The organism is Lentzea sp. NPDC051838 (assembly GCF_040681245.1).
Taxonomy (GTDB): Bacteria; Actinomycetota; Actinomycetes; order Mycobacteriales; family Pseudonocardiaceae; genus Lentzea.
In genome coordinates this window covers 75,046-93,886 of sequence record NZ_JBFAYI010000020.1, presented here as the reverse complement: position 1 = coordinate 93,886, position 18,841 = coordinate 75,046, and the positions used below count along the sequence as shown (strand labels likewise).

Genomic DNA, 18,841 nt, shown 5'->3' with positions numbered 1-18,841 from the left:
AATACGGAGCCGCGAGGGCGATCCCCATTAGAGGGATATCAACAACTCATAGCGAGAATTGCCGCACAACTATTCGCTCTAACGAGAAGAAAAGTCACCCGAAAGAGTTAGAGTTCGATGACAGTGCCGTCCAGCGGCACCTCGACGCCGGCCTCACGCAGCTTCGAGGCCTCGGGAGACTCCGGATCGAGCACCGGGTTCGTGTTGTTGAGGTGCGTGTAGATACGCCGGACAGCGGGGAACCGCCGCAGCTCGGGAAGGCTCGCAGTGATCGGCAGATGCCCCATCGCGGCCTGACCGGACGAACTGCCGGTCGCCGACCCCATCTCCGACGCCGCGTAGAACGTGCCGTCGAGCAGCAGGCAGTCGGCGGAGGCCACCACGTCGTCGAATCCGGGCGGCCACGACGCCAGGCACGGCGCGTAGACCAGCACGCCACCCGTCACAGGATCGAAGAAGCGGTACGCGACCACCCAATGTCCATCCACAGTGGACGAGCGGGCGTACTTCGGCCGCTTGCCGCTGATCGGGATCGCGGTGACGGTCAGCCCACCCAGGTCGAACGACTGCTCCGGCTCGACCTGCCGCCACGCCACGGGCGCATAGCCGTCGATCACCGTCCGCAGGTCGAACTGGTCCTTCAACGCGTGCAGAACGGTCCCCGGTGCCCACACCGTCAGCCCGGCACCACCCCGCAACGTCAGCAGCCCCAGCGTGTGGTCCAGCTCGGCGTCGGTGAACAGAGCGCCGCGCAATGGCGTGTCGCGCGGGCCAGGACCGGGATTCAGGAGCGAACAGCCGGCGATCTGCGTACGGATGTCCGGCGACGCGTTGACGAGCCACCAGTCCGTGCCGTTGCCGCTGATCGCCAGGCAGTCCTGCGACCGCGAAGGCAACGAACCGGAACGAGCGCGCACGCACAGATCGCACGCGCAGTTCCACTGGGGGAAGCCGCCACCGGCCGTCGTGCCGAGCAGAACCGCTTTCAAGTCATCTTCCTCATGGCCATCGCGGGTACGACCGAAGGCGTCATCTCGGTCTCCAGAATCAGGTCCACTGTGGACCGCTCGGGGGACAGCGAGCACACCGGGTCGGTGTTCGCGGCATCACCGGTCAGCTGGAACGCCTGGCACCGGCACCCGCCGAAGTCGATCTCCTTGCGCGGGCACGAGCGGCACGGGTCCTTCATCCACTCGAAGCCGCGGAAGGCGTTGAAGGACTCCGAGTCGTGCCAGATGTCGTGCAACGACGAGTCCCGCACGTTCTCGATCTTCAGCGACGAGATCACCGTGGCGGCCGGACAGGGGAGCACGTCGCCGTTCGGTGCCACGGTCAGCTGCCGCGCGCCCCACCCGTACATGCACGGCTTCGGGTGAGCCTCGTGGTAGTCGGCGATGACGTAGACGATCTCCATCCGCCCGCGCAGCCGTTCCTGCGCCGCCGCGACGATCGGGTCGGCCACCGCCAGCTGCTCGCGGGTCGGCAACAGCACCGCCCGGTTGCGAAGGGCCCAGCCGTAGTACTGGGTGTTGGCGAGCTCCAGCCGTTCCGCGCCCATCTCCTCCGCCATCGCGATGATTCCCGCGATGTTGTCGAGGTTCTGCCGGTGCAGCACGGTGTTGACGGTGAGTGGCAGGCCTTCCTCACGGATGTACGCCGCGGCCTCCACCTTCCGGTCGAAGGCCTTGATGCCCGCGATCCGGTCGTTGCCGGCCTTCGTGGCGTCCTGCAAGGAGAGCTGCACGTGATCGACCCCGCGCGAAGCCAGGTCCCGCAACCGGTCCCGGGACAGACCGACTCCCGACGTCACCAGGTTGACGTAGCAGCCGAGGCTGTTCGCGTGCACCACGAGCTCGGGCAGGTCCGGGCGCAGCAACGGTTCGCCGCCCGACAGGTGGATCTGCAACGCACCCAACGAGCGCGCCTGGTCGAACACCCGCCGCCAGTCCTCGGTCGACAGCTCGGAGTCCCTGCGCACCAGCTCCACGGGATTCGAGCAGTAGCCGCACTGCAACGGGCACCGGTGCGTCAGCTCGGCCAGCAGGCCGAAAGGCGCCTCAGCCATCGACGTCCACCACCCTCCGCTCCACCAACCGAGCCACCAGCTCGGCGATGTCCTCCGGCTGCACACCCGCGTACAAGTCGCCCAACGACAGAGCGATGTCGCCGACCGACCGGACGCCATCACAAAGCGCCACAACCGAAGCAGCGGTCTCGTTCAGCACGAGCACACCCTCGGGGAACAGCACGACGTGCGACTCGCGGATCTGGTCGTAGGTGCACTTCACGCCGCGCCGGATGTGCGGCACGGCGTCGAGTGCGATCACGGACGTCACGGCTTGCCCTTGCCCGAGTAGTAGTCGACGGCGTCCAGCACCGCGCGCAGCACGTCGCACTTGAACGACAACGCCGCGACAGCCGCCAGCTGCTGCTCACGGGTCAGCGAATGCTCCACCACGATGTCCAAAGTGGCCCGTCCCTCACCCGCGACCGCCTGGATGCGGTTGGTGAAGTAGGCGAAACCTTCCTCGGCGATCCACGGGTACTGCTCCCGCAGCGCCGCCAGACGCCTGCGCATCAACGCACCGGAGAACATCTCGGTCAGGCCTGACGCGATCCCGATGACCCACGGCTGCGTGCGCGCGAAGTTCACGTAGGCGTCGACGGCGAACCGCGTGCCGGGCAGCACGTGCCGTTCGTCGAGCACCTCTTCCCGCGTCAGCCCAACGGCTTCCGCGAGGCGGATCCAGTTCTCGGCGCCGCCCTCACCAGGCTGCGTCCCGTCGTGCCAGATGATCCGTTCCCGCCACTGGCGGCGGATCTCCGGTGACGGGCAGTTGGAGAGGATCGCGGCGTCCTTCTGCGCGATGCAGCGCTGGTAGTACCAGCGGTTCGCGGCCCACGCCTGCAGCTCGTGCTTGCTCAGCTGGCCCGCGTGCATGCGCAGGTGGAACGGATGACTGTCCCAGTACCGGGGGGCGAGGGCGCGGAGCTCGGCGACGAACTCCTCAGGTGCAACGGCAGTCATTGGCGGAACACTCCTCGGTCAACCAGGAAGACGCGCGGCGAGGCGTAGGTGCCGGGGCTCCCGGCAGGAGTGGGAGCCCCGGCGAAAGGCTTACGTCAGCTGCGAGCTGCGTAGGCGGTGACCTCCATCGGCGTCTCGAAGTCGCGGAAGTCGGGCTTGACCCACTCGCGCTTGACCTCGGGAAGCTTCGTCTCAGTGGTGGTGACGGCAACGTTCATGGCGCAACTCCTCGGGTCCTCGGCCGGTGTGCCCTGACGTGGGCACGCGGCACTTTCCGTGGGGCGCGGCGGCGAACCACACGTTATGTCTTCCTACCGGTCAAGGTCTAGACCGTACATAAAGTTACCTAAAGTCATCGGAGGGGTGACCCGATTGGCGGATGCGCCCCCGACTACACACCGTGGTTGTATCTGGAGGCCCCCAAGTCCGAAACCTCCGATTCGGACTCGCCGTCGCCGCACGACGCGAAAGTTGAGGGGTCAGCACAATGGGTGCTCGTCGAAGCGCATCAATCGGCGTCCTCGCACTGGCGGTCGGACTGTCCAGCGGCACGCTGGCATCCGCGGCCGAGAGCGGCGAAGTCGGCACGATGGCCGTGAAGACCATCGCCAGTGGCCTCAAGCAGGCCTGGAGCATCGACTTCCTGCCGGACGGCACCGGCATCTTCACGCAGAAGGACGCCAAGACCGTCTCCACGATCACCAAGGACGGCAAGGTCACCAAGGTCGGGGACATCCCCGGCATCTCGGTGACCAAGGAAGCCGGCCTGCTCGGCATCGCGGTGTCGCCCTCGTACGCCGCGGACAAGACGCTCTTCCTGTACTACACCACCGGATCCGACAACCGGATCGCCACCTGGAAGATCGGCGACGCCGCCACGAAGCCCATCGTCACGGGCATCCCGCGCGGCTCGCAGTTCCACCACGGCGGCCGCATCAAGTTCGGTCCCGACGGCTTCCTCTACGCCGGTACCGGTGATGGCCAGAACGGGAACAACGCGCAGAACAAGAACTCCCTGGGCGGCAAGGTCCTGCGCATGACCAAGGACGGCAAGGCCGCGCCCGGCAACCCGTTCAACTCGCTCGTCTACTCCTACGGCCACCGCAACGTGCAGGGCCTGACCTGGGTCGGCACCCAGCTCTACGTCTCCGACATCGGCGCCAGCAAGGTCGACGAGCTCAACAAGATCGACGCCGGCAAGAACTACGGCTGGCCGACCTGCGAGGGCTCCTGCGGCACCGCGGGCATGACCAACCCGGTGAAGCAGTGGCCGACCTCGGAAGCCACCCCGTCCGGCCTCACCACCTACAAGGGCATGCTCTACATGGCCTCCCTCAAGGGCGGCACGTTCAAGATCAACACCAGTGGCTCCGGCGGCAAGATCTACACGAACCTCGGCCGCACCCGTGACGAGGTCGCCGGCCCCGACGGCTCACTCTGGGTGATCACGCCCGGCGGCATCCACATCGCCGACGGCAGCTGACCACGAGACTCGGCTACCCGAGGTAGTTGAGAACGCCCCTCGCCTCACCCGCTCGGAGGCGAGGGGCGTGCCCAGACATCCGATCACCGTTGTGAGTCCATGCGAAGTGTGATTGGGTAAATACGCCCTGCAACGCTGCCGCCGCAGACTAATCACGAGCGGACCCAAAGGAGAGCACACATGCGTGCTCGTCATATCGCGGTGGCGGCAGCCTGCACTGCCATGGCCGCATCCCTCTGCGTCATCCCCGGCGCGTCTGCCCAGGACGGCCCGTCGGCGCTGGCCGAGCGGACACTCGCCACGAAGCTGGACATCCCGTGGGACATCGAGTTCCTGCCGGACGGCAGCGGCATCTTCACCGAGCGGGACACGAAGAAGATCAAGCAGATCAAGGGCACGACCGTGACCACGCTGGACACGGTGGACGAGGCCCAGACGACGGGCGGCGAGGGCGGACTCCTCGGCCTGGCCGTGTCGAAGACCTTCGCGACCGACAACTCGGTGTTCATCTACTACTCGACGGCGAGCGACAACCGGATCGCCAAGCTCAAGCTGGGCGGCACGCCGGCGCCGATCGTCACCGGAATCCCCAAGAACCGCTACCACAACGGCGGTGGACTGGAGTGGGGCCCGGACGGCTTCCTGTGGGCCACCACCGGTGACGGCCAGAACACGGCCAACGCGCAGAACTGGAACTCGTTGGGCGGCAAGGTTCTCCGCTTCGACACCGCGGGCAAGGCCGCTGCCGGCAACCCTCGCGCCGGTAGCGTCGTCTACTCGATCGGCCACCGCAACGTCCAGGGCATCACGTGGGTCGGCAACACCGCGTACGCCACCGAGTTCGGCAACTCGCAGACCGACGAGATCAACAAGATCGAGGCCGGCAAGAACTACGGCTGGCCCACCTGCGAGGGCAACTGCAACACCGCGGGCATGACGAACCCGGTGAAGACGTGGTCCACCAGCCAGGCGGGCCCGGCCGGCATCGGCTTCTACAAGAACGCGCTGTACGTCGGTGCGGTCACCGGCAAGCGCGTGTGGAAGATCCCGGTGAACGGCACGTCGCTCGGCACCCCGCAGGCCGTGTTCACGAACTACGGCCGCGTGCGCGCGATCGCTCCCGCGCCGGACGGCACGTTGTGGCTGGGAACGTCCAACCAGGACAACAACGGCTCGCCGGGTGCGAACGACGACCGGATCATCTCCACCGACGGCTGATGAGCTAGTTGCGGGCTGCAGGCATCTTGCGGAGCTGGTCCAGCACCGCGGGATCCTGCAGCTGCATCCACTGGATCACCTCGGTGTAGGTGGCGCACACCGTCTCCGGCTTGTCGCACACGTACCCGAGGAACTGCTCCATCGCCGTGGAGAACGCCGATCCGTTCCACTCGTTGAAGTGGTTGCCGATCACGAGCGGCGCGCGGTTGCCGTTCAACGCCGCCTGGTGCACGGACTTGTAGGTGTCGAAGACGATCTGGGTGAACTCGCCCGCGCGCTCCGGCTGCTCCTGGGCGCCGTTCAGCGAGTACCAGAGGTTGAAGTCCATCATGACGACCTGCTTGCCCAGCGCGGGAACCCGCACCTCGGGCATCGGGAACTCGTACAGTCCGTTTTGGACGGACGGCCACTGCACGCCCAGTGCGACCTTGCTGGTGTCGTAGACCAGACCGTGCGAGGCCATCGCCGGGAAAGCCTGGTCCCACACGCCTTCCAGGCACGGCGTCCGTCCACCTCGGACAGCGCCGTCCGGCAGCTTGAACCCGGCGGCGCGGGCCTTGTCCACGATCTGCTTGAACTGGTCCAGCTCGTCGTTCCAGGCCGCGGTGTTCCACTTGTCGACCGACGGCTGCGTGCCGCCGGAGCAGAAGTGGCCGTTGTAGTGCGTGCCGATCTCGTGACCCTCGTCGATCACCTGGTTGAGATAGCCGATGCGGGCCGCGATGTCCTGCCTGGTGCCGCCGAACGAGATGTCGGAGGCGCCGCGCTTGAGGCCGGCGGGCGGCTGGTACTGGTTGGCGTCCTGGTCGGCCAGCATGTACACGCCGGACAGCAGACCGGTGACGTGCGCGTTCTTCTGGCGGGCGATCGGCAGCACCTTGTCCCAGTGCTGCTTGGACACCGCGCCGTCGAACGAGAACAGCACGAACTGCGGTGGCTTCTCACCCGGTGCGAGCTTGTGCATCCACGGCTGCTTCTGCAGCTGCTCGGCGGTCGGGGCGGGCACCGTGGGCGTCGGCCCGGCGTCCTTGGGAGCGGGCAGGCGCGGAGCCATCGGTAACGGGCCCGAGTCCGCCTGGCTCTCCTGGTCCTTGTTCGGACCGAGAGTCATCACCAGCACGAGGGCCAGCGCGAGTGCCAGGCCCGTGGTCAACCATCCCCACCGCTTCACACTAAAGGAGACGATTAGTCACCCGATGGGGTTGCTTCATCACCCAACGGGTTCGGCGATCACCACTCGGTTCGCCTCGTAACCCTGCTGTCCGCCGATCCAGGTGCCACCACAGGTGACCAGCACCAACCGGTGCGGGCCGCGGGGACCGAAGAACTCGACGGCGCGCGCGGGAAGTTCGTCCTTTCGGACGGTCTCGATCTGGGTGATCCGGAACGTGAACTGCTTGCCCGCGCTGTCCGCGATCACGACCTCCCGGCCGTTCTGCGCCTGCCACAGCTCGGCGAAGGGACCCTTGGCGCCCTTCCAGTCCACGTGCCCGGCCAGCACCGTCGCACCCTCGGAGCCCGCGAGCTCGGTGCCCCACCAGGTGGCCTCGCCGATCCCGTCCGGCACGGGCAGCACGCCGTCCTTGACCTCGCGGCGGACCAGCGTGGCCGTGCCGCCGGCGGGGAGCTTGACCGAGCCGGGGCCCGCCTTGGGCGGCGCGGGTTGTTGCTGTGTCGGGTCGGCGGGCTTGGCGTTGGCCGTGTTCGCGCCGCCGATCAGACCGGTGAGGTCGGCGCCGCGGCCGGTGCTCAGGCTGTCCGCGACCGGGCCGGGGCCGACCACGGGAATCTCGTCCGCGAGCGCACGTCCTCCGACGACCTCGGTCTCGGACGTGGTGACCAGCACGCTGGTGGCGGCGACACCCGCCACCAGCACGCCGGTCAGAAAAGCCTTGGGACTCACTGCCTGCGCCACACCAGGAAGCCTGCCAGCGCGGCACCGAGCAGCACCAGGCCACCCACCGCGAGCATGAGACCCGGACGCAGCTGGGTGTCGAACGACGCCGTGGCGACCGGTGTGTTGCCTTCCTGACCGGCCGGGATCGTGCTCGGCACCGTCGGCTTGTTCGGCTTGTTCACCAGTTCGAGCGCGAGCGTCTGTCCTGCCGCGACGGTTCCGCACGAGGCGGGCGGCGACTTCGGGTCGAAGAACTCCTCGTAACCCTTGGGAGCGGCGACCTCGACGAGGCAGATCTCCTGCGGGGTGCGCAGGCCGGGAACCTCGACCGTGCCGTCGGGGCCGGTCTGCAGCACGATCGGCTTGCCGTCGGTGCCGACCAGGTCGGTGTCGTCCTGCTTCTTCGCGGGCGTCGTCTGGTCCTTGGACGTGACCTTCAGCGCGACACCGGCGATGGCCTTCTTGGTCTCCGAGTCGATCTTCGTGATCTTCACCGCGCCCGGAGCGGTCTTCGCCTGGCCGTTGGCACCCGCGTTCAGCTTCTTCTCGCCGCCGGTGGTGACCATGCGCTGCATGTTGTCCGTCGGGATCGGCTGGTGCACGACCGGCTGGTCGGCGGGGGAGTCCGCGACGGCCGCGATCGAGGGCTTCGGGCCGGTGGGGACGATCTTGATGGTGACCGGGCCGCCGTTGGGGTCGGTGGTGACCTTGCCGCCGACGCTGCCGTCGACGAGCGTGGCGTCGACGAGTGTGAAGTTGATCGGCGCGTTCGGGACGCCCTTGCCGTTGGCCTTGACCAGCGAGACGGTCCAGCTGGACTCGGTGCCGATGATCAGCGGTTCCTTGGGCGCGGTGGCGCTGAGCGTCCACGGGCCGCGGTTGGCCTCGGCGTCGGCCTTCAAGCGCGCGACCGCCTCCATCACGGACGGGGGCAGCTTCGAGGCGTAGAAGGCGGAGTCGTAGGCGAGGAGCTTCTGGTCGTCCGTGTTGAGGACCACGGGCCCGTCGACCGGGGACGTCCAGGTGTGCAGGAGGTGGGCGAGCGCGGCGGCTTCGTCGGCGGACTTGGTCGTGGAGTAGCGCAGCAGCAGGTAGGAGATGTTCGCCGCGATGTCGGGCGCGAGCTCCTTGCCGGCCTTCGTCCGCAGCTTGTCACCCTCCTTGTAGGGCACGCTGCTGTCCGGCGCGGGCAGTGCGTACTGAACGCACCACACGTGCTTGTCCTGGTAGATGTAGGAGCCGTGCCACTCGCTGCCCTGCACGGCGTGAGGCTGGCGTTCTGACGCGTTGTGACCGATGCCCTTGACGCCGACTGCTGTCGCCGTCGCGGGCGAGGTCAGGAGCGCGAGCCCCGAGACCACTGCCACGGCGGCAAGACGTTTCCAGCCCATTTTGGATCTTGGTCCCCTCTGACCTGTGGTAATTCCCGCGTGCGAGCCTGTCGGTACCCCACACCGGGGACAAGCCGCCACGAGGGGGAAGTGTCTCGTCACTCTGGGTGTGAACGTGATTGAAATGTGACGAGGCTTACTCACTTTGTGGGTGACACGCCGCGACACGCCGTTGTCTCACTACGCTCCGGAGTTAGCGCAGTATTTGCGCACGTGTGATCGTCGTCGGGGGTAAAGTCGCCTTTACCGACGGGGAACCCGGCACCTTGCGTGTTCGTTGTACCCGTGACGGCGTACAGCAACGCCCCAGGAGGACCAGGTGCGCTCCAGCAGCAACCCGGCTTTCCGTAACCTGCCGACAGGCGGCGGGTACGGAGGCTACGCAGGCTTCGGCCAGCCTGAACAGGCCGGCTACCAGCAGGCTCCGCCGCCGCTGACCAGCGAGCGGCCGATGACGATCGACGACGTCGTCACCAAGACCGGCATCACGCTGGGCGTGGTGGCAGCGGGCGCCGTCATCACCTTCGTGACCGGACTGGCGTTCCTCGCGTTCCCGGCGGCGATCGTCGGCCTCGTGCTCGCGCTGATCATCATGTTCAAGCGCGTCCCGAGCCCGCCGCTCGTGATCGCCTACGCCGTCGCCGAGGGCATCTTCCTCGGTGGCATCAGCTACTACATCGGCCGCGCGCTCGACGGCGTGGTGCCGGGCAACGGCATCGCGGTCATCGGCCAGGCCGTGATCGGCACGCTCGGCGTGTTCCTCGGCATGCTCGTGGTCTACAAGACCGGCGCGATCCGCGTCACGCCGAAGTTCACCAAGTGGATCACCGGCGCCATCATCGGCGTCGGCGTGCTGATGCTCTTCAACCTGATCCTGAGCTTCTTCAACGGTGGCGGCGGCATCGGCATCCGCTCCGGCGGCACGATCGCCATCATCTTCAGCCTCGTCTGCATCGGCCTCGCGGCGTTCAGCTTCCTGATCGACTTCGACGCCGCCGACCAGGCGATCCGGGCCGGTGTGCCGGCCAAGTACGCGTGGCAGATCGCGTTCGGTCTCACGGTCACCCTGGTGTGGCTGTACACCGAGATCCTGCGCCTGCTGTCGTACTTCAACTCGGACTGACATCCGGAGTTCTTCGGAGGGCGCTTCGCTTCGGCGGGGCGCCCTTCGCCGTTCTGGGGGCAGGCATGAGCAAGCGGTTCGACGAGGCGATGCGGTTGATGCGCCGCCGCGACCCTCAACTGCAGGAAGACGGGCTTCTGGAACCTGAAACCGTATCGAGATCGCGCGAACCGTGCGCCCAACTGAGGGGGAATGAATGGACTCCGCGTACCGGCTCGTCGTGGAACCGCCCACCGTCGACGACTACCTGCGGTTGCGCAAAGAGGCCGGCGGCCTGAGCGAACGGACCCGCGAGGAAGCCGAGAACGGCATCAACGGCGCGTGGGCCAGTGCGCACGTCGTCCACGTGGAGTCAGGCGAAACCGTCGGCATGGGCCGCGTGATCAGCGACGGAGGCTGGTACTTCCACATCATCGACATGGCGGTGCTTGCAGGCCATCAACGCAAAGGCATCGGCGACGCGATCCTCACCGTGCTACTGCGACGCATCGATGCGCACGCGCCCAACGCGTACGTCAATCTGCTGGCCGACCCGCCCGGCCGTCGTCTCTACGCACGACACGGATTCGTGGAGAGCGCACCGGGCTCGATCGGAATGCGCCGGGCTTAGGCCCGCCAGCGCACGTCCGGCATGTCGGTGCCCACCTTGATCAGGCAAGTCGTGCAGAGTGCGCCCGTCTGCGCCCGCGCCACCCGTTCATCGGGCACCGAGTGTTCGCAGACGGCCTCGTAATAGCTGCGGGAGCCATTGGCTTGATCGCGAGAGAAAGCATGGCATTGCAGGTCGTATTCGCTTTGCCACCACACGTACGGCATGTCCGACCCTCCTTACTCGTCGGTAGGGACGGACTCCCCCTCGCCTGATGACGCAGTTGCGCGACGTTTCATCTCATCGGCAGAAAGGGGGCAGGCAAGTAGCTCCGTTCGGGTGAAGCGGAGCTACTTGCAGGCGTCAAATTGCAGATCTTGAGGGAAAGCCGTGGGGAAACCCCACGTCAGCTGAGGCGTTCGATGACCATCGCCATGCCCTGACCGCCGCCGACGCACATGGTCTCGAGACCGAACTGCTTGTCGTGGAACTGCAGGGAATTGATCAAGGTAGTGGTGATTCGCGCGCCCGTCATGCCGAACGGGTGGCCGACGGCAATCGCGCCACCATTCACGTTCAAACGGTCCAAATCGATTCCGAGGTCCTGGTACGACGGAATCACCTGGGCGGCGAACGCCTCGTTGATCTCCACGAGGTCGATGTCGGAGATCGACAGGCCGGCGAGCGCCAGGGCGCGCTTCGACGCCTCGACCGGGCCGAGGCCCATGATCTCCGGCGAGAGACCGGAGACGCCGGTGGAGACGACGCGGGCCAGAGGCGTGATGCCGAGCTCGCGCGCCTTCGTGTCGGACATGATCACCAGGGCCGCGGCACCGTCGTTCAACGGGCAGCAGTTGCCGGCGTTGATGCGTCCGTCGGGGCGGAACACGGGCTTCAAAGAAGAAACGGCCTCGTACGTCACGCCGGCGCGCGGGCCGTCGTCAGCGGACACGACCGAACCGTCGGGCAGCGTCACCGGAGTGATCTCGCGCGCCCAGAAACCGTCCGCGATCGCCTTCTCGGCCAGGTTCTGCGAGCGGACGCCGAACTCGTCCATCTCCTGCCGCGAGATGCCCTTCAGCAGCGCCAGGTTCTCGGCGGTCTGGCCCATCGGGATGTAGACGTCCGGCACGACACCCGAGACGCGCGGGTCGTCCCACGACGAAGCACCCGACTGAGCAACGGAGGCAGTGCGCGCCTCGGCGTCGGCGAACAACGGGTTGTGCGTGTCCGGCCACGAGTCGGAGCTGCCCTTGGCGAACCGGGACACCGTCTCGACGCCGGCGGAGATGAACACGTCGCCCTCGCCCGCCTTGATGGCGTGCAGGGCCATGCGCGTGGTCTGCAGCGAAGAAGCGCAGTACCGCGTGACGGTCGTGCCGGGCAGGGAGTCCTGGCCGAGCAGCACGGCGACGACGCGCGCCATGTTGAAGCCCTGCTCACCGCCGGGCAGGCCGCAGCCGAGCATCAGGTCGTCGATCTGCGCGGGGTCGAGCTGCGGCACCTTGTCCAGTGCAGCGCGAATCATCTGCGCTGCCAGGTCGTCCGGCCGCACGTCCTTCAGCGAGCCCTTGCCCGCGCGGCCGATGGGGGAGCGGGCAGCGGAGACGATCACGGCCTCAGGCATCACGAAACTCCTCGTTGAGAGTCAAGGTTGCCGTCGAGCCTAGTTAACGCCCGCTCACCCCGGCCAGCGCACGTGACGAGAATTCCGGAACTCAGGCGTGCCGTCTTTGCAGCCAAGCTGGGACGCGGGACGCGCGCATCGCCAGCGCCGCCGCCGATCGCACCGGCAGAGCGGGAGCCGCCCAGCCCGGCCACAGTCCGGCTACCTGGCACAACGGCGCCAGCAGCACGCCGGCCGCGGCCTCGTAGCCGACGGCGCTGGGATGAAAGCGGTCGGAGCTGAACATGTCGAGGTGCCGCGCCATGAACTCCGGCGACAACAGGTTCGACAACGACACCGGCACACCGCCGACCCTGCGCACCTCGGCGGTCTGCGCCGCCGCGAGCCGCAGGCTGTACTGCCGTCCGACGAACCGCAACGGCTGCGGAATCGGCCGCACGGTGCCGAGGTCAGGACACGTTCCGACGACGACGCCGCACCCGATCGCGCGCAGTTTGCGGACCTGTTCGCCCAGCAACCTGGCCGAGTCCCGCACGCCGATCCGCGACGTCACGTCGTTCGCGCCGATGATGATCAACGCCACCTGGGGTTGTCCCTGAAGAGCCGCTTCGACCTGCGGCACCAGGTCCCGCGTCGTCGACCCGCTGATGGCGTACGTGGACAGCCGCACCGGTCGTTCGGCTTCCTCGGCGAGCGCCTGGGCCAGCAGCACGCCCGGCATCTGCGAGGGATGCGTCACACCGACACCCACCGCCATCGAGTCGCCGAGCAGCGCGAACCGCAGCGGGTCGCGGCCGTCGTCGTGGTAGACGCCGTCGGGTGCGGGCCAGAGGTGCTCCAGCACGCCGATGGCCAGCCGGGCACGTCTGCCCTGCTCGGTCAGCAACCCGGCCAGCGCCCCCGAAAGCCCGCCGAGCGTCGCGGCGGTCATCGCCACCGCTCGCAGCGTCCTCAGTCCGATCATCCGCAACACCCCCTTTCCCAGGTAATCGTCGGTACCGCCGTTCGAATTAACCTCCGCGGTGACTAGAGCTAGGCTTCGTTTCGCTATCTCGGAGAGTGGGAGTGGGGAGTAGATACCGGTGGAGTACGTCGAGCACGTCGTCGACCTGGTGGGCAACACGCCGCTGGTGAAGCTCAACGCCCTGACCACGGGAATCAAGGCCACGGTGCTGGCCAAGGTCGAGTACCTGAACCCCGGCGGGAGCGTGAAGGACCGCATCGCGCTGCGCATGATCGAGGCCGCGGAGAAGTCCGGTGAGCTGCAGCCCGGTGGCACGATCGTCGAGCCGACCTCGGGCAACACCGGAGTCGGGCTCGCGCTGGTCGCCCAGCGCAAGGGCTACAAGTGCGTCTTCGTCTGCCCGGACAAGGTCAGCGAGGACAAGCGCAACGTCCTGAAGGCCTACGGCGCCGAGGTCGTGGTGTGCCCGACCGCCGTCGCGCCGGAGCACCCGGACTCCTACTACAACGTGTCGGACCGGCTCGTGCGGGAAATCCCCGGCGCGTGGAAGCCGAACCAGTACGCGAACCCCGAGAACCCGGCCAGCCACTACCACCAGACCGGCCCTGAGATCTGGCGTCAGACCGAAGGCCGGATCACGCACTTCGTCGCGGGCGTCGGCACCGGCGGCACGATCTCCGGCACCGGCCGTTACCTCAAGGAGGTCTCGGACGGCGCCGTGCAGGTCATCGGCGCGGACCCGGAAGGTTCCGTGTACTCGGGCGGCACCGGCCGTCCGTACCTGGTCGAGGGCGTCGGCGAGGACTTCTGGCCCGAGGCGTACGACAAGACCATCTGCGACCAGATCGTCGAGGTCTCGGACGCGGACTCGTTCGACATCACCCGCCGCCTCGCCCGCGAGGAGGGCCTGCTGGTCGGCGGTTCCTGCGGCATGGCGGCCGCGGCGGCGTTGCGCGTCGCGAAGGACCTGCCGGAAGACGCCGTCGTGGTCGTGATCCTCCCGGACGGCGGCCGCGGCTACCTGTCCAAGGTCTTCAACGACCGGTGGATGGCGTCCTACGGCTTCCTCCCGCCGGACTCGACCGGTGCGACCGTCGGCGACGTGCTGCGGCGCAAGGGCGGCATGCTCCCCGACCTCGTCCACGCTCACCCGAACGAGACCGTCGGTGACGCGGTCGCGATCCTGCGCGAGTTCGGCGTCTCGCAGATGCCGGTCGTCAACGCGGAGCCGCCCATCATGGCCGCCGAGGTCGCGGGCGCGGTCAACGAACGCGACCTGCTCGACGCCCTGTTCACCGGCAAGGCGCAGCTCTCGGACCGGCTCGACAAGCACATGTCGCCGCCGCTGCCCACACTCGGCGCGGGCGAGCCCGTCGGCATCGCCATGAACGCGCTCTCGAACGCCGACGCGGCCCTCGTCCTGGAGGACGGAAAGCCTGCCGGAGTCGTAACTCGACAGGACATTCTGGGGTTCTTGGCTGGTCGCTGAGCGTAGAGCGGGGTGCGTCCGATAGCGTGACGCCCCAGATCAAGTCAGTCTTACCCACACACGGCCCAGCCAAGGGGGTTGGAAACCGGATGAACGCTCCGCAGCCGCCAGGAAATCCGTTCGGCGGTCAGCCGCAGCAGGAGCCCAACGCGGACGCCACGCAGATCGTCCCGGGAGGTGGCTCGCCCTCTGCGGCGAACCCGAACCCGGACGCGACGCAGGTCGTCTCGCCTGGTCAGGTTCCCGCAGCACCGCAGCAGAACGCGGACGCCACCCAGGTCGTCAGCCCCGGGCAGGTGCCGCCGGCAGCTCCCGGTTCGGGTGGCTTCCCGGCGCAGGGACCCGGCTCCGGCGGGTTCCCCGCCCAGCAGCCGCCCGCGTACGGCCAGCAGCAGCCTTACGGGGCCCAGCCGCAGCAGCCGTACGGTGCGCCGCAGTCCAACCCGTACGGCCAGCCGCAGCAGCCGGCCTACGGTCAGCAGCAGCCTTACGGTGCTCCGCAGTCGAACCCGTACGGCCAGCCGGCCGCGGGTGCGTACGGCCAGCCCGGCTACGGCGCGCCCGGCTACGGCATGGCGCCGCCGCCTCCCACCGGCTATGCCGAGTGGGGTTCGCGCTTCGTCGGCTACCTGATCGACATCGGCGCCCCGACCGTCGTCACGGTGATCCTGTACTACGTGATCATCGGTATCGCGGTCGCGTCCGACGCACCCGGCCTGATCTTCCTGGGTGTGATCGTGTGGCTCGCGAACATCGGCTTCATCATCTGGAACACGGTGATCAAGCAGGGCCAGACCGGTCAGTCGATCGGCAAGAAGGTCGCGAAGATCAAGCTGGTCTCCGAGGAGACCATGCAGCCGCTCGGCGGCGGTACGACGTTCGTGCGCCAGCTGTGCCACATCGTCGACGGCCTGCCGTGCTACGCGGGCTTCTTCGCCCCGCTGTGGGAGCCGAAGAAGCAGACCTGGGCTGACAAGATCATGAAGTCCATCGTGATCAACGCCCCGGAGACCGCTTCGCCCTACGGCGGCTCGGGTGGTTACCCGCAGCAGCCCGGTACCGGCGGCTACCCGCAGCAGCCGGGCACCGGTGGTTACCCGCAGCAGCCGCAGCAGGGCTACGGCCAGCCGCCGCAGCAGGGTTACGGCGGGCAGCAGCAGGGCTGGTAAGCCCTCTCGGTTCGCGACGAGCCCCCGGTCCTTGTGGCCGGGGGCTCGTTTTCACTGGTTGGACTAGTGCCGTCGACCGCCATCCGGGTGAGTACCCTTGGGTGATGAGCACCCCTTACGGCTTCGCGACCAGGGCGATCCACGCCGGCCAGGACCCGGACCCGACGACGGGTGCGGTGAACGTCCCCATCTACGCGACGTCGACCTACGCCCAGGACGGCGTGGGCGGTCTGCGTGAGGGCTTCGAGTACTCGCGCACCGGCAACCCGACCCGCCGCGCGCTGGAAACCGCCCTCGCCTCGCTGGAACGGGGCCGCTTCGGCCGTGCGTTCTCGTCCGGCATGGGCGCCACCGACGCCGCGCTGCGCACCTTCCTCAAGCCCGGCGACCACATCGTCATCCCGAACGACGCGTACGGCGGCACGTTCCGGCTGATCGACAAGGTCTTCTCGAAGTGGGGCATCACCCACTCGCCGGCCCCGGTCTCGGACGTGGACGCGATCCGCGCGGCCGTACGTCCTGAGACCAAGCTCGTGTGGATCGAGACGCCGACCAACCCGCTGCTGAACATCGGCGACATCGCCGCGATCGCCGAGGTGGCGCACGCGGCCGGCGCGAAGTTCGTCGTGGACAACACCTTCGCCTCGCCCGCCCTGCAGACCCCGCTGGAGCTCGGCGCGGACGTCGTCCTGCACTCGACGACCAAGTACATCGGCGGCCACTCCGACGTCGTGGGCGGCGCGCTGATCACCTCCGACGAGGAGATCGACGCGGCGTTCGGCTTCCTGCAGAACGGCGCCGGCGCGGTGCCAGGCCCGTTCGACGCCTACCTGACGTTGCGCGGGCTCAAGACGCTCGAGCTGCGGATGGAGAAGCACTCGGACAACGCCGAGCTGGTGGCTGAGGCGCTGCTGCGGCACCCCAAGGTGAAGAAGGTGCTGTACCCCGGCCTGGAGTCGCACCCGAACCACGAGGTGGTTGCCAAGCAGATGCGGCGCTTCGGCGGCATGGTGTCGTTCATCGTCGACGGCGGCGAGCAGGCGGCGCTGGACGTGTGCGCCCGCACCAAGCTCTTCACGCTGGCGGAGTCGTTGGGCGGCGTCGAGTCCCTGATCGAGCACCCCGGGAAGATGACGCACGCCTCGACCGCGGGCTCCATGCTGGAGGTTCCGTCCGACCTGGTCCGCGTCTCCGTCGGCATCGAGTCCGGTGACGACCTGGTGGCCGACCTCCTCGAAGCGCTCGCCTGAGTCTTTCGGCAACGCGAAAGGCCCCTCCCGCGCGGGAGGGGCCTTTCTGCGTCTGCAAGCCGCTAAGGCTTCTTGGAGCCGCCGAACCTGTCCACGTTCTCGGCGTTGTCGGCCGTCGGTGCCGCCGGTAGATCGGCGCCGTTGACGCAGCCGCCGACGAACTCGATCGACTCGCCGGTCTTGACGAAGCGGCCGGCCTCGTCACAGCCGGCGTGCGCCACGGTCAGGAATGCGGCGCCGGTCAGTGCCGCAGCCGTGGTCACGGCTCCGACCAGCGGAATCACCGCGGCCACGCGTCGTACGAGTGCCATGCCACCTCCCCACGATGTGTATCCCCCGTAAAGCACCTTACCGGGGGAACGCCATCAGAGGTTGCCGCGGCGTTCCTGTTCGCGCTCGATCGCCTCGAAAAGGGCCTTGAAGTTGCCCTTGCCGAAGCCGAGGGAGCCGTGACGTTCGATCAGCTCGTAGAAGACGGTGGGGCGGTCGCCGATCGGCTTGGTGAAGATCTGCAGGAGGTAGCCGTCCTCGTCGCGGTCGACCAGGATGCGGTGCTCCTTCAGGACCTCGATCGGGACGCGGACCTCTCCGATGCGGGCGCGCAGCTCCGGGTCGTCGTAGTAGGAGTCCGGGGTCTCGAGGAACTCGACACCGGCGTCGCGCATGGCGGTGACCGTGCGGATGATGTCGTTGGTCGCCAGCGCGATGTGCTGCACGCCCGCGCCCTCGTAGAACTCGAGGTACTCGTCGATCTGCGACTTCTTCTTGGCGACGGCCGGCTCGTTCAGCGGGAACTTGACGCGGTGGTTGCCGTTGGAGACGACCTTGGACATCAGCGCCGAGTAGTCGGTGGCGATGTCGTCGCCGATGAACTCCGCCATGTTCACGAAGCCCATGACGCGGTTGTACCACTCGACCCAGTAGTCCATCTTGCCGAGCTCGACGTTGCCGACGCAGTGGTCGACGGCCTGGAAGAGGCGCTTCGGGGCACCCTCGGGGCGCTTGACCGAGGACGAGCGGGCGACGTAGCCGGGCAGGTACGGGCCGGAGTACTTGGAACGGTCCACCAGCGTGTGGCGGGTCTCGCCGTAGGTCGCGATGGCCGCGAGACGGACGGTGCCGTGCTCGTCGGAGACGTCGTGCGGCTCCTCCAGCACGGTGGCGCCCTGTGCGCGCGCGTGCGTGATGCACTGGTCGACGTCGCCGACCTCCAGCGCCAGGTCGACCACGCCGTCGCCGTGCTTGCGGTGGTGGTCGAGCAGCGGGGAGCCGGGCTGGACGCCGCCGTGGATCACGAAGCGCGCCGAGCCCGACTTCAGCACGAACGACTTGTGGGTGCGCTGGCCGGTCTCGGGGCCCGCGTAGGCCACGAGCTCCATGCCGAACGCCACCTGGTAGAGCCACGCGGTCTGGGTGGCGTTGCCCGCGACGAACACCACGGCGTCCATGGCGCGCACGGGGAAGGGGTCCTTGGTCGCGTCGTAGTCGACCAAGCCCACGAGCTGCCGGAGCTGGTCGTAGCTCACGTCGTCAAGCTGCTGCGTCATGCCTCAAAGCATGAAACGGCCTAGCAGGGTGAGCAACAGTCAGCGATTTCACTGCACATTTTGTAC

Annotated in this window: 20 protein-coding genes; 7 read left to right on the top strand and 13 right to left on the bottom strand. The window is 67.7% G+C overall.

Going from position 1 to position 18,841, the window contains the following annotated elements:
* Positions 1–107: 107 nt before the first annotated feature.
* The 5 genes from pqqB to pqqA form a co-directional block, all read right to left on the bottom strand.
* A complete protein-coding gene (gene pqqB, locus AB0M24_RS32770; RefSeq protein ID WP_363776792.1) occupies positions 108–989 on the bottom strand; it encodes a pyrroloquinoline quinone biosynthesis protein PqqB in 882 nt (293 codons plus the stop codon).
* Positions 986–2,065 carry a pyrroloquinoline quinone biosynthesis protein PqqE gene (gene pqqE, locus AB0M24_RS32765; RefSeq protein WP_363776789.1) on the bottom strand — a complete coding sequence of 360 codons (1,080 nt, stop codon included), beginning with the start codon at positions 2,063–2,065 and terminating at the stop codon, positions 986–988. The genes pqqB and pqqE overlap by 4 nt, the downstream gene beginning before the upstream one ends.
* Positions 2,058–2,336, bottom strand: coding sequence for a pyrroloquinoline quinone biosynthesis peptide chaperone PqqD (pqqD, locus tag AB0M24_RS32760; protein ID WP_363776786.1), 279 nt, complete (start codon positions 2,334–2,336; stop codon positions 2,058–2,060). Before pqqD ends, pqqE begins: the two co-directional genes overlap by 8 nt.
* Entirely contained in the window at positions 2,333–3,028 is a 696-nt protein-coding gene (pqqC, locus tag AB0M24_RS32755) for a pyrroloquinoline-quinone synthase PqqC (RefSeq protein ID WP_363776783.1), read from the bottom strand. The genes pqqD and pqqC overlap by 4 nt, the downstream gene beginning before the upstream one ends.
* Before the next feature lie 95 nt (positions 3,029–3,123).
* Positions 3,124–3,246, bottom strand: a complete 123-nt coding sequence (gene pqqA / locus AB0M24_RS32750; RefSeq protein ID WP_166045134.1) for a pyrroloquinoline quinone precursor peptide PqqA — start codon at positions 3,244–3,246, stop codon at positions 3,124–3,126.
* 269 nt (positions 3,247–3,515) lie between these two features.
* On the opposite strand from pqqA, the gene AB0M24_RS32745 reads away from it, so the two are divergent.
* Positions 3,516–4,511 (top strand): PQQ-dependent sugar dehydrogenase, encoded by a 996-nt coding sequence (locus AB0M24_RS32745; RefSeq protein WP_363776779.1) that lies wholly within the window; start codon positions 3,516–3,518, stop codon positions 4,509–4,511.
* Positions 4,512–4,691: 180 nt separating this feature from the next.
* Positions 4,692–5,729: a PQQ-dependent sugar dehydrogenase gene (locus tag AB0M24_RS32740; RefSeq protein ID WP_363776776.1), complete on the top strand. Its 1,038-nt coding sequence runs from the start codon at positions 4,692–4,694 to the stop codon at positions 5,727–5,729.
* 4 nt (positions 5,730–5,733) lie between these two features.
* Here AB0M24_RS32740 and AB0M24_RS32735 read toward each other — a convergent pair whose 3' ends face one another.
* Genes AB0M24_RS32735 through AB0M24_RS32725 form a run of 3 tightly spaced genes read right to left on the bottom strand, consistent with a single transcriptional unit; the run spans position 5,734 to position 8,993 of the window.
* Positions 5,734–6,882 carry a polysaccharide deacetylase gene (locus AB0M24_RS32735; RefSeq protein WP_363776773.1) on the bottom strand — a complete coding sequence of 383 codons (1,149 nt, stop codon included), beginning with the start codon at positions 6,880–6,882 and terminating at the stop codon, positions 5,734–5,736.
* A 57-nt stretch (positions 6,883–6,939) separates the two neighbouring features.
* Positions 6,940–7,644 (bottom strand): class F sortase, encoded by a 705-nt coding sequence (locus tag AB0M24_RS32730; RefSeq protein WP_363776770.1) that lies wholly within the window; start codon positions 7,642–7,644, stop codon positions 6,940–6,942.
* Positions 7,629–8,993: a hypothetical protein gene (locus tag AB0M24_RS32725; RefSeq protein WP_363776767.1), complete on the bottom strand. Its 1,365-nt coding sequence runs from the start codon at positions 8,991–8,993 to the stop codon at positions 7,629–7,631. Before AB0M24_RS32725 ends, AB0M24_RS32730 begins: the two co-directional genes overlap by 16 nt.
* 343 nt (positions 8,994–9,336) lie before the next feature.
* Between AB0M24_RS32725 and AB0M24_RS32720 the strand changes: the two genes are divergently transcribed.
* A complete protein-coding gene (locus tag AB0M24_RS32720) occupies positions 9,337–10,140 on the top strand; it encodes a Bax inhibitor-1/YccA family protein (protein WP_363776764.1) in 804 nt (267 codons plus the stop codon).
* Between the two features lie 196 nt (positions 10,141–10,336).
* On the top strand, positions 10,337–10,750 hold the full coding sequence (locus AB0M24_RS32715; protein ID WP_363776761.1) for a GNAT family N-acetyltransferase: 414 nt from the start codon (positions 10,337–10,339) through the stop codon (positions 10,748–10,750).
* Here AB0M24_RS32715 and AB0M24_RS32710 read toward each other — a convergent pair.
* The 3 genes from AB0M24_RS32710 to AB0M24_RS32700 all read right to left on the bottom strand — a co-directional run bounded on the left by AB0M24_RS32710 (position 10,747) and on the right by AB0M24_RS32700 (position 13,320).
* Positions 10,747–10,956 (bottom strand): hypothetical protein, encoded by a 210-nt coding sequence (locus tag AB0M24_RS32710; protein WP_363776758.1) that lies wholly within the window; start codon positions 10,954–10,956, stop codon positions 10,747–10,749. The two genes, AB0M24_RS32715 and AB0M24_RS32710, sit on opposite strands and share 4 nt — an antisense overlap.
* Before the next feature lie 179 nt (positions 10,957–11,135).
* Positions 11,136–12,356, bottom strand: coding sequence for an acetyl-CoA C-acetyltransferase (locus AB0M24_RS32705; protein WP_363776755.1), 1,221 nt, complete (start codon positions 12,354–12,356; stop codon positions 11,136–11,138).
* A 91-nt stretch (positions 12,357–12,447) separates the two neighbouring features.
* Positions 12,448–13,320, bottom strand: coding sequence for an SGNH/GDSL hydrolase family protein (locus AB0M24_RS32700; RefSeq protein ID WP_363776752.1), 873 nt, complete (start codon positions 13,318–13,320; stop codon positions 12,448–12,450).
* Positions 13,321–13,438: 118 nt separating this feature from the next.
* Here AB0M24_RS32700 and AB0M24_RS32695 point away from each other — a divergent pair, with 118 nt between their 5' ends.
* From AB0M24_RS32695 to AB0M24_RS32685, 3 genes are all read left to right on the top strand, one after another.
* Positions 13,439–14,809, top strand: coding sequence for a cystathionine beta-synthase (locus AB0M24_RS32695; RefSeq protein ID WP_363776749.1), 1,371 nt, complete (start codon positions 13,439–13,441; stop codon positions 14,807–14,809).
* Between the two features lie 89 nt (positions 14,810–14,898).
* The gene (locus tag AB0M24_RS32690; RefSeq protein WP_363776746.1) at positions 14,899–15,978 is read left to right on the top strand and encodes an RDD family protein; all 1,080 of its coding nucleotides are present in this window, start codon (positions 14,899–14,901) and stop codon (positions 15,976–15,978) included.
* Positions 15,979–16,082: 104 nt separating this feature from the next.
* Positions 16,083–17,228, top strand: a complete 1,146-nt coding sequence (locus AB0M24_RS32685) for a cystathionine gamma-synthase (RefSeq protein ID WP_363776743.1) — start codon at positions 16,083–16,085, stop codon at positions 17,226–17,228.
* 62 nt (positions 17,229–17,290) lie between these two features.
* On the opposite strand, the gene AB0M24_RS32680 is transcribed toward AB0M24_RS32685, so the two are convergent.
* A complete protein-coding gene (locus AB0M24_RS32680; protein WP_363776740.1) occupies positions 17,291–17,539 on the bottom strand; it encodes a hypothetical protein in 249 nt (82 codons plus the stop codon).
* A gap of 54 nt (positions 17,540–17,593) precedes the next feature.
* Positions 17,594–18,775 carry a 4-hydroxyphenylpyruvate dioxygenase gene (hppD, locus tag AB0M24_RS32675; protein WP_363776737.1) on the bottom strand — a complete coding sequence of 394 codons (1,182 nt, stop codon included), beginning with the start codon at positions 18,773–18,775 and terminating at the stop codon, positions 17,594–17,596.
* Positions 18,776–18,841: the final 66 nt, after the last annotated feature.

What these genes read in the sequence shown, in the direction of transcription:
- AB0M24_RS32685 (WP_363776743.1), top strand. Translation starts at nt 16,083, where the DNA reads ATGAGCACCCCTTACGGCTTCGCGACCAGGGCGATCCACGCCGGCCAG.
- AB0M24_RS32740 (WP_363776776.1), top strand. Translation starts at nt 4,692, where the DNA reads ATGCGTGCTCGTCATATCGCGGTGGCGGCAGCCTGCACTGCCATGGCC.
- AB0M24_RS32680 (WP_363776740.1), bottom strand. Translation starts at nt 17,539, where the DNA reads ATGGCACTCGTACGACGCGTGGCCGCGGTGATTCCGCTGGTCGGAGCC.
- hppD (WP_363776737.1), bottom strand. Translation starts at nt 18,775, where the DNA reads ATGACGCAGCAGCTTGACGACGTGAGCTACGACCAGCTCCGGCAGCTC.
- AB0M24_RS32705 (WP_363776755.1), bottom strand. Translation starts at nt 12,356, where the DNA reads ATGCCTGAGGCCGTGATCGTCTCCGCTGCCCGCTCCCCCATCGGCCGC.
- AB0M24_RS32700 (WP_363776752.1), bottom strand. Translation starts at nt 13,320, where the DNA reads ATGATCGGACTGAGGACGCTGCGAGCGGTGGCGATGACCGCCGCGACG.
- AB0M24_RS32715 (WP_363776761.1), top strand. Translation starts at nt 10,337, where the DNA reads ATGGACTCCGCGTACCGGCTCGTCGTGGAACCGCCCACCGTCGACGAC.
- AB0M24_RS32690 (WP_363776746.1), top strand. Translation starts at nt 14,899, where the DNA reads ATGAACGCTCCGCAGCCGCCAGGAAATCCGTTCGGCGGTCAGCCGCAG.
- pqqE (WP_363776789.1), bottom strand. Translation starts at nt 2,065, where the DNA reads ATGGCTGAGGCGCCTTTCGGCCTGCTGGCCGAGCTGACGCACCGGTGC.
- pqqC (WP_363776783.1), bottom strand. Translation starts at nt 3,028, where the DNA reads ATGACTGCCGTTGCACCTGAGGAGTTCGTCGCCGAGCTCCGCGCCCTC.
- AB0M24_RS32710 (WP_363776758.1), bottom strand. Translation starts at nt 10,956, where the DNA reads ATGCCGTACGTGTGGTGGCAAAGCGAATACGACCTGCAATGCCATGCT.
- pqqA (WP_166045134.1), bottom strand. Translation starts at nt 3,246, where the DNA reads ATGAACGTTGCCGTCACCACCACTGAGACGAAGCTTCCCGAGGTCAAG.
- AB0M24_RS32745 (WP_363776779.1), top strand. Translation starts at nt 3,516, where the DNA reads ATGGGTGCTCGTCGAAGCGCATCAATCGGCGTCCTCGCACTGGCGGTC.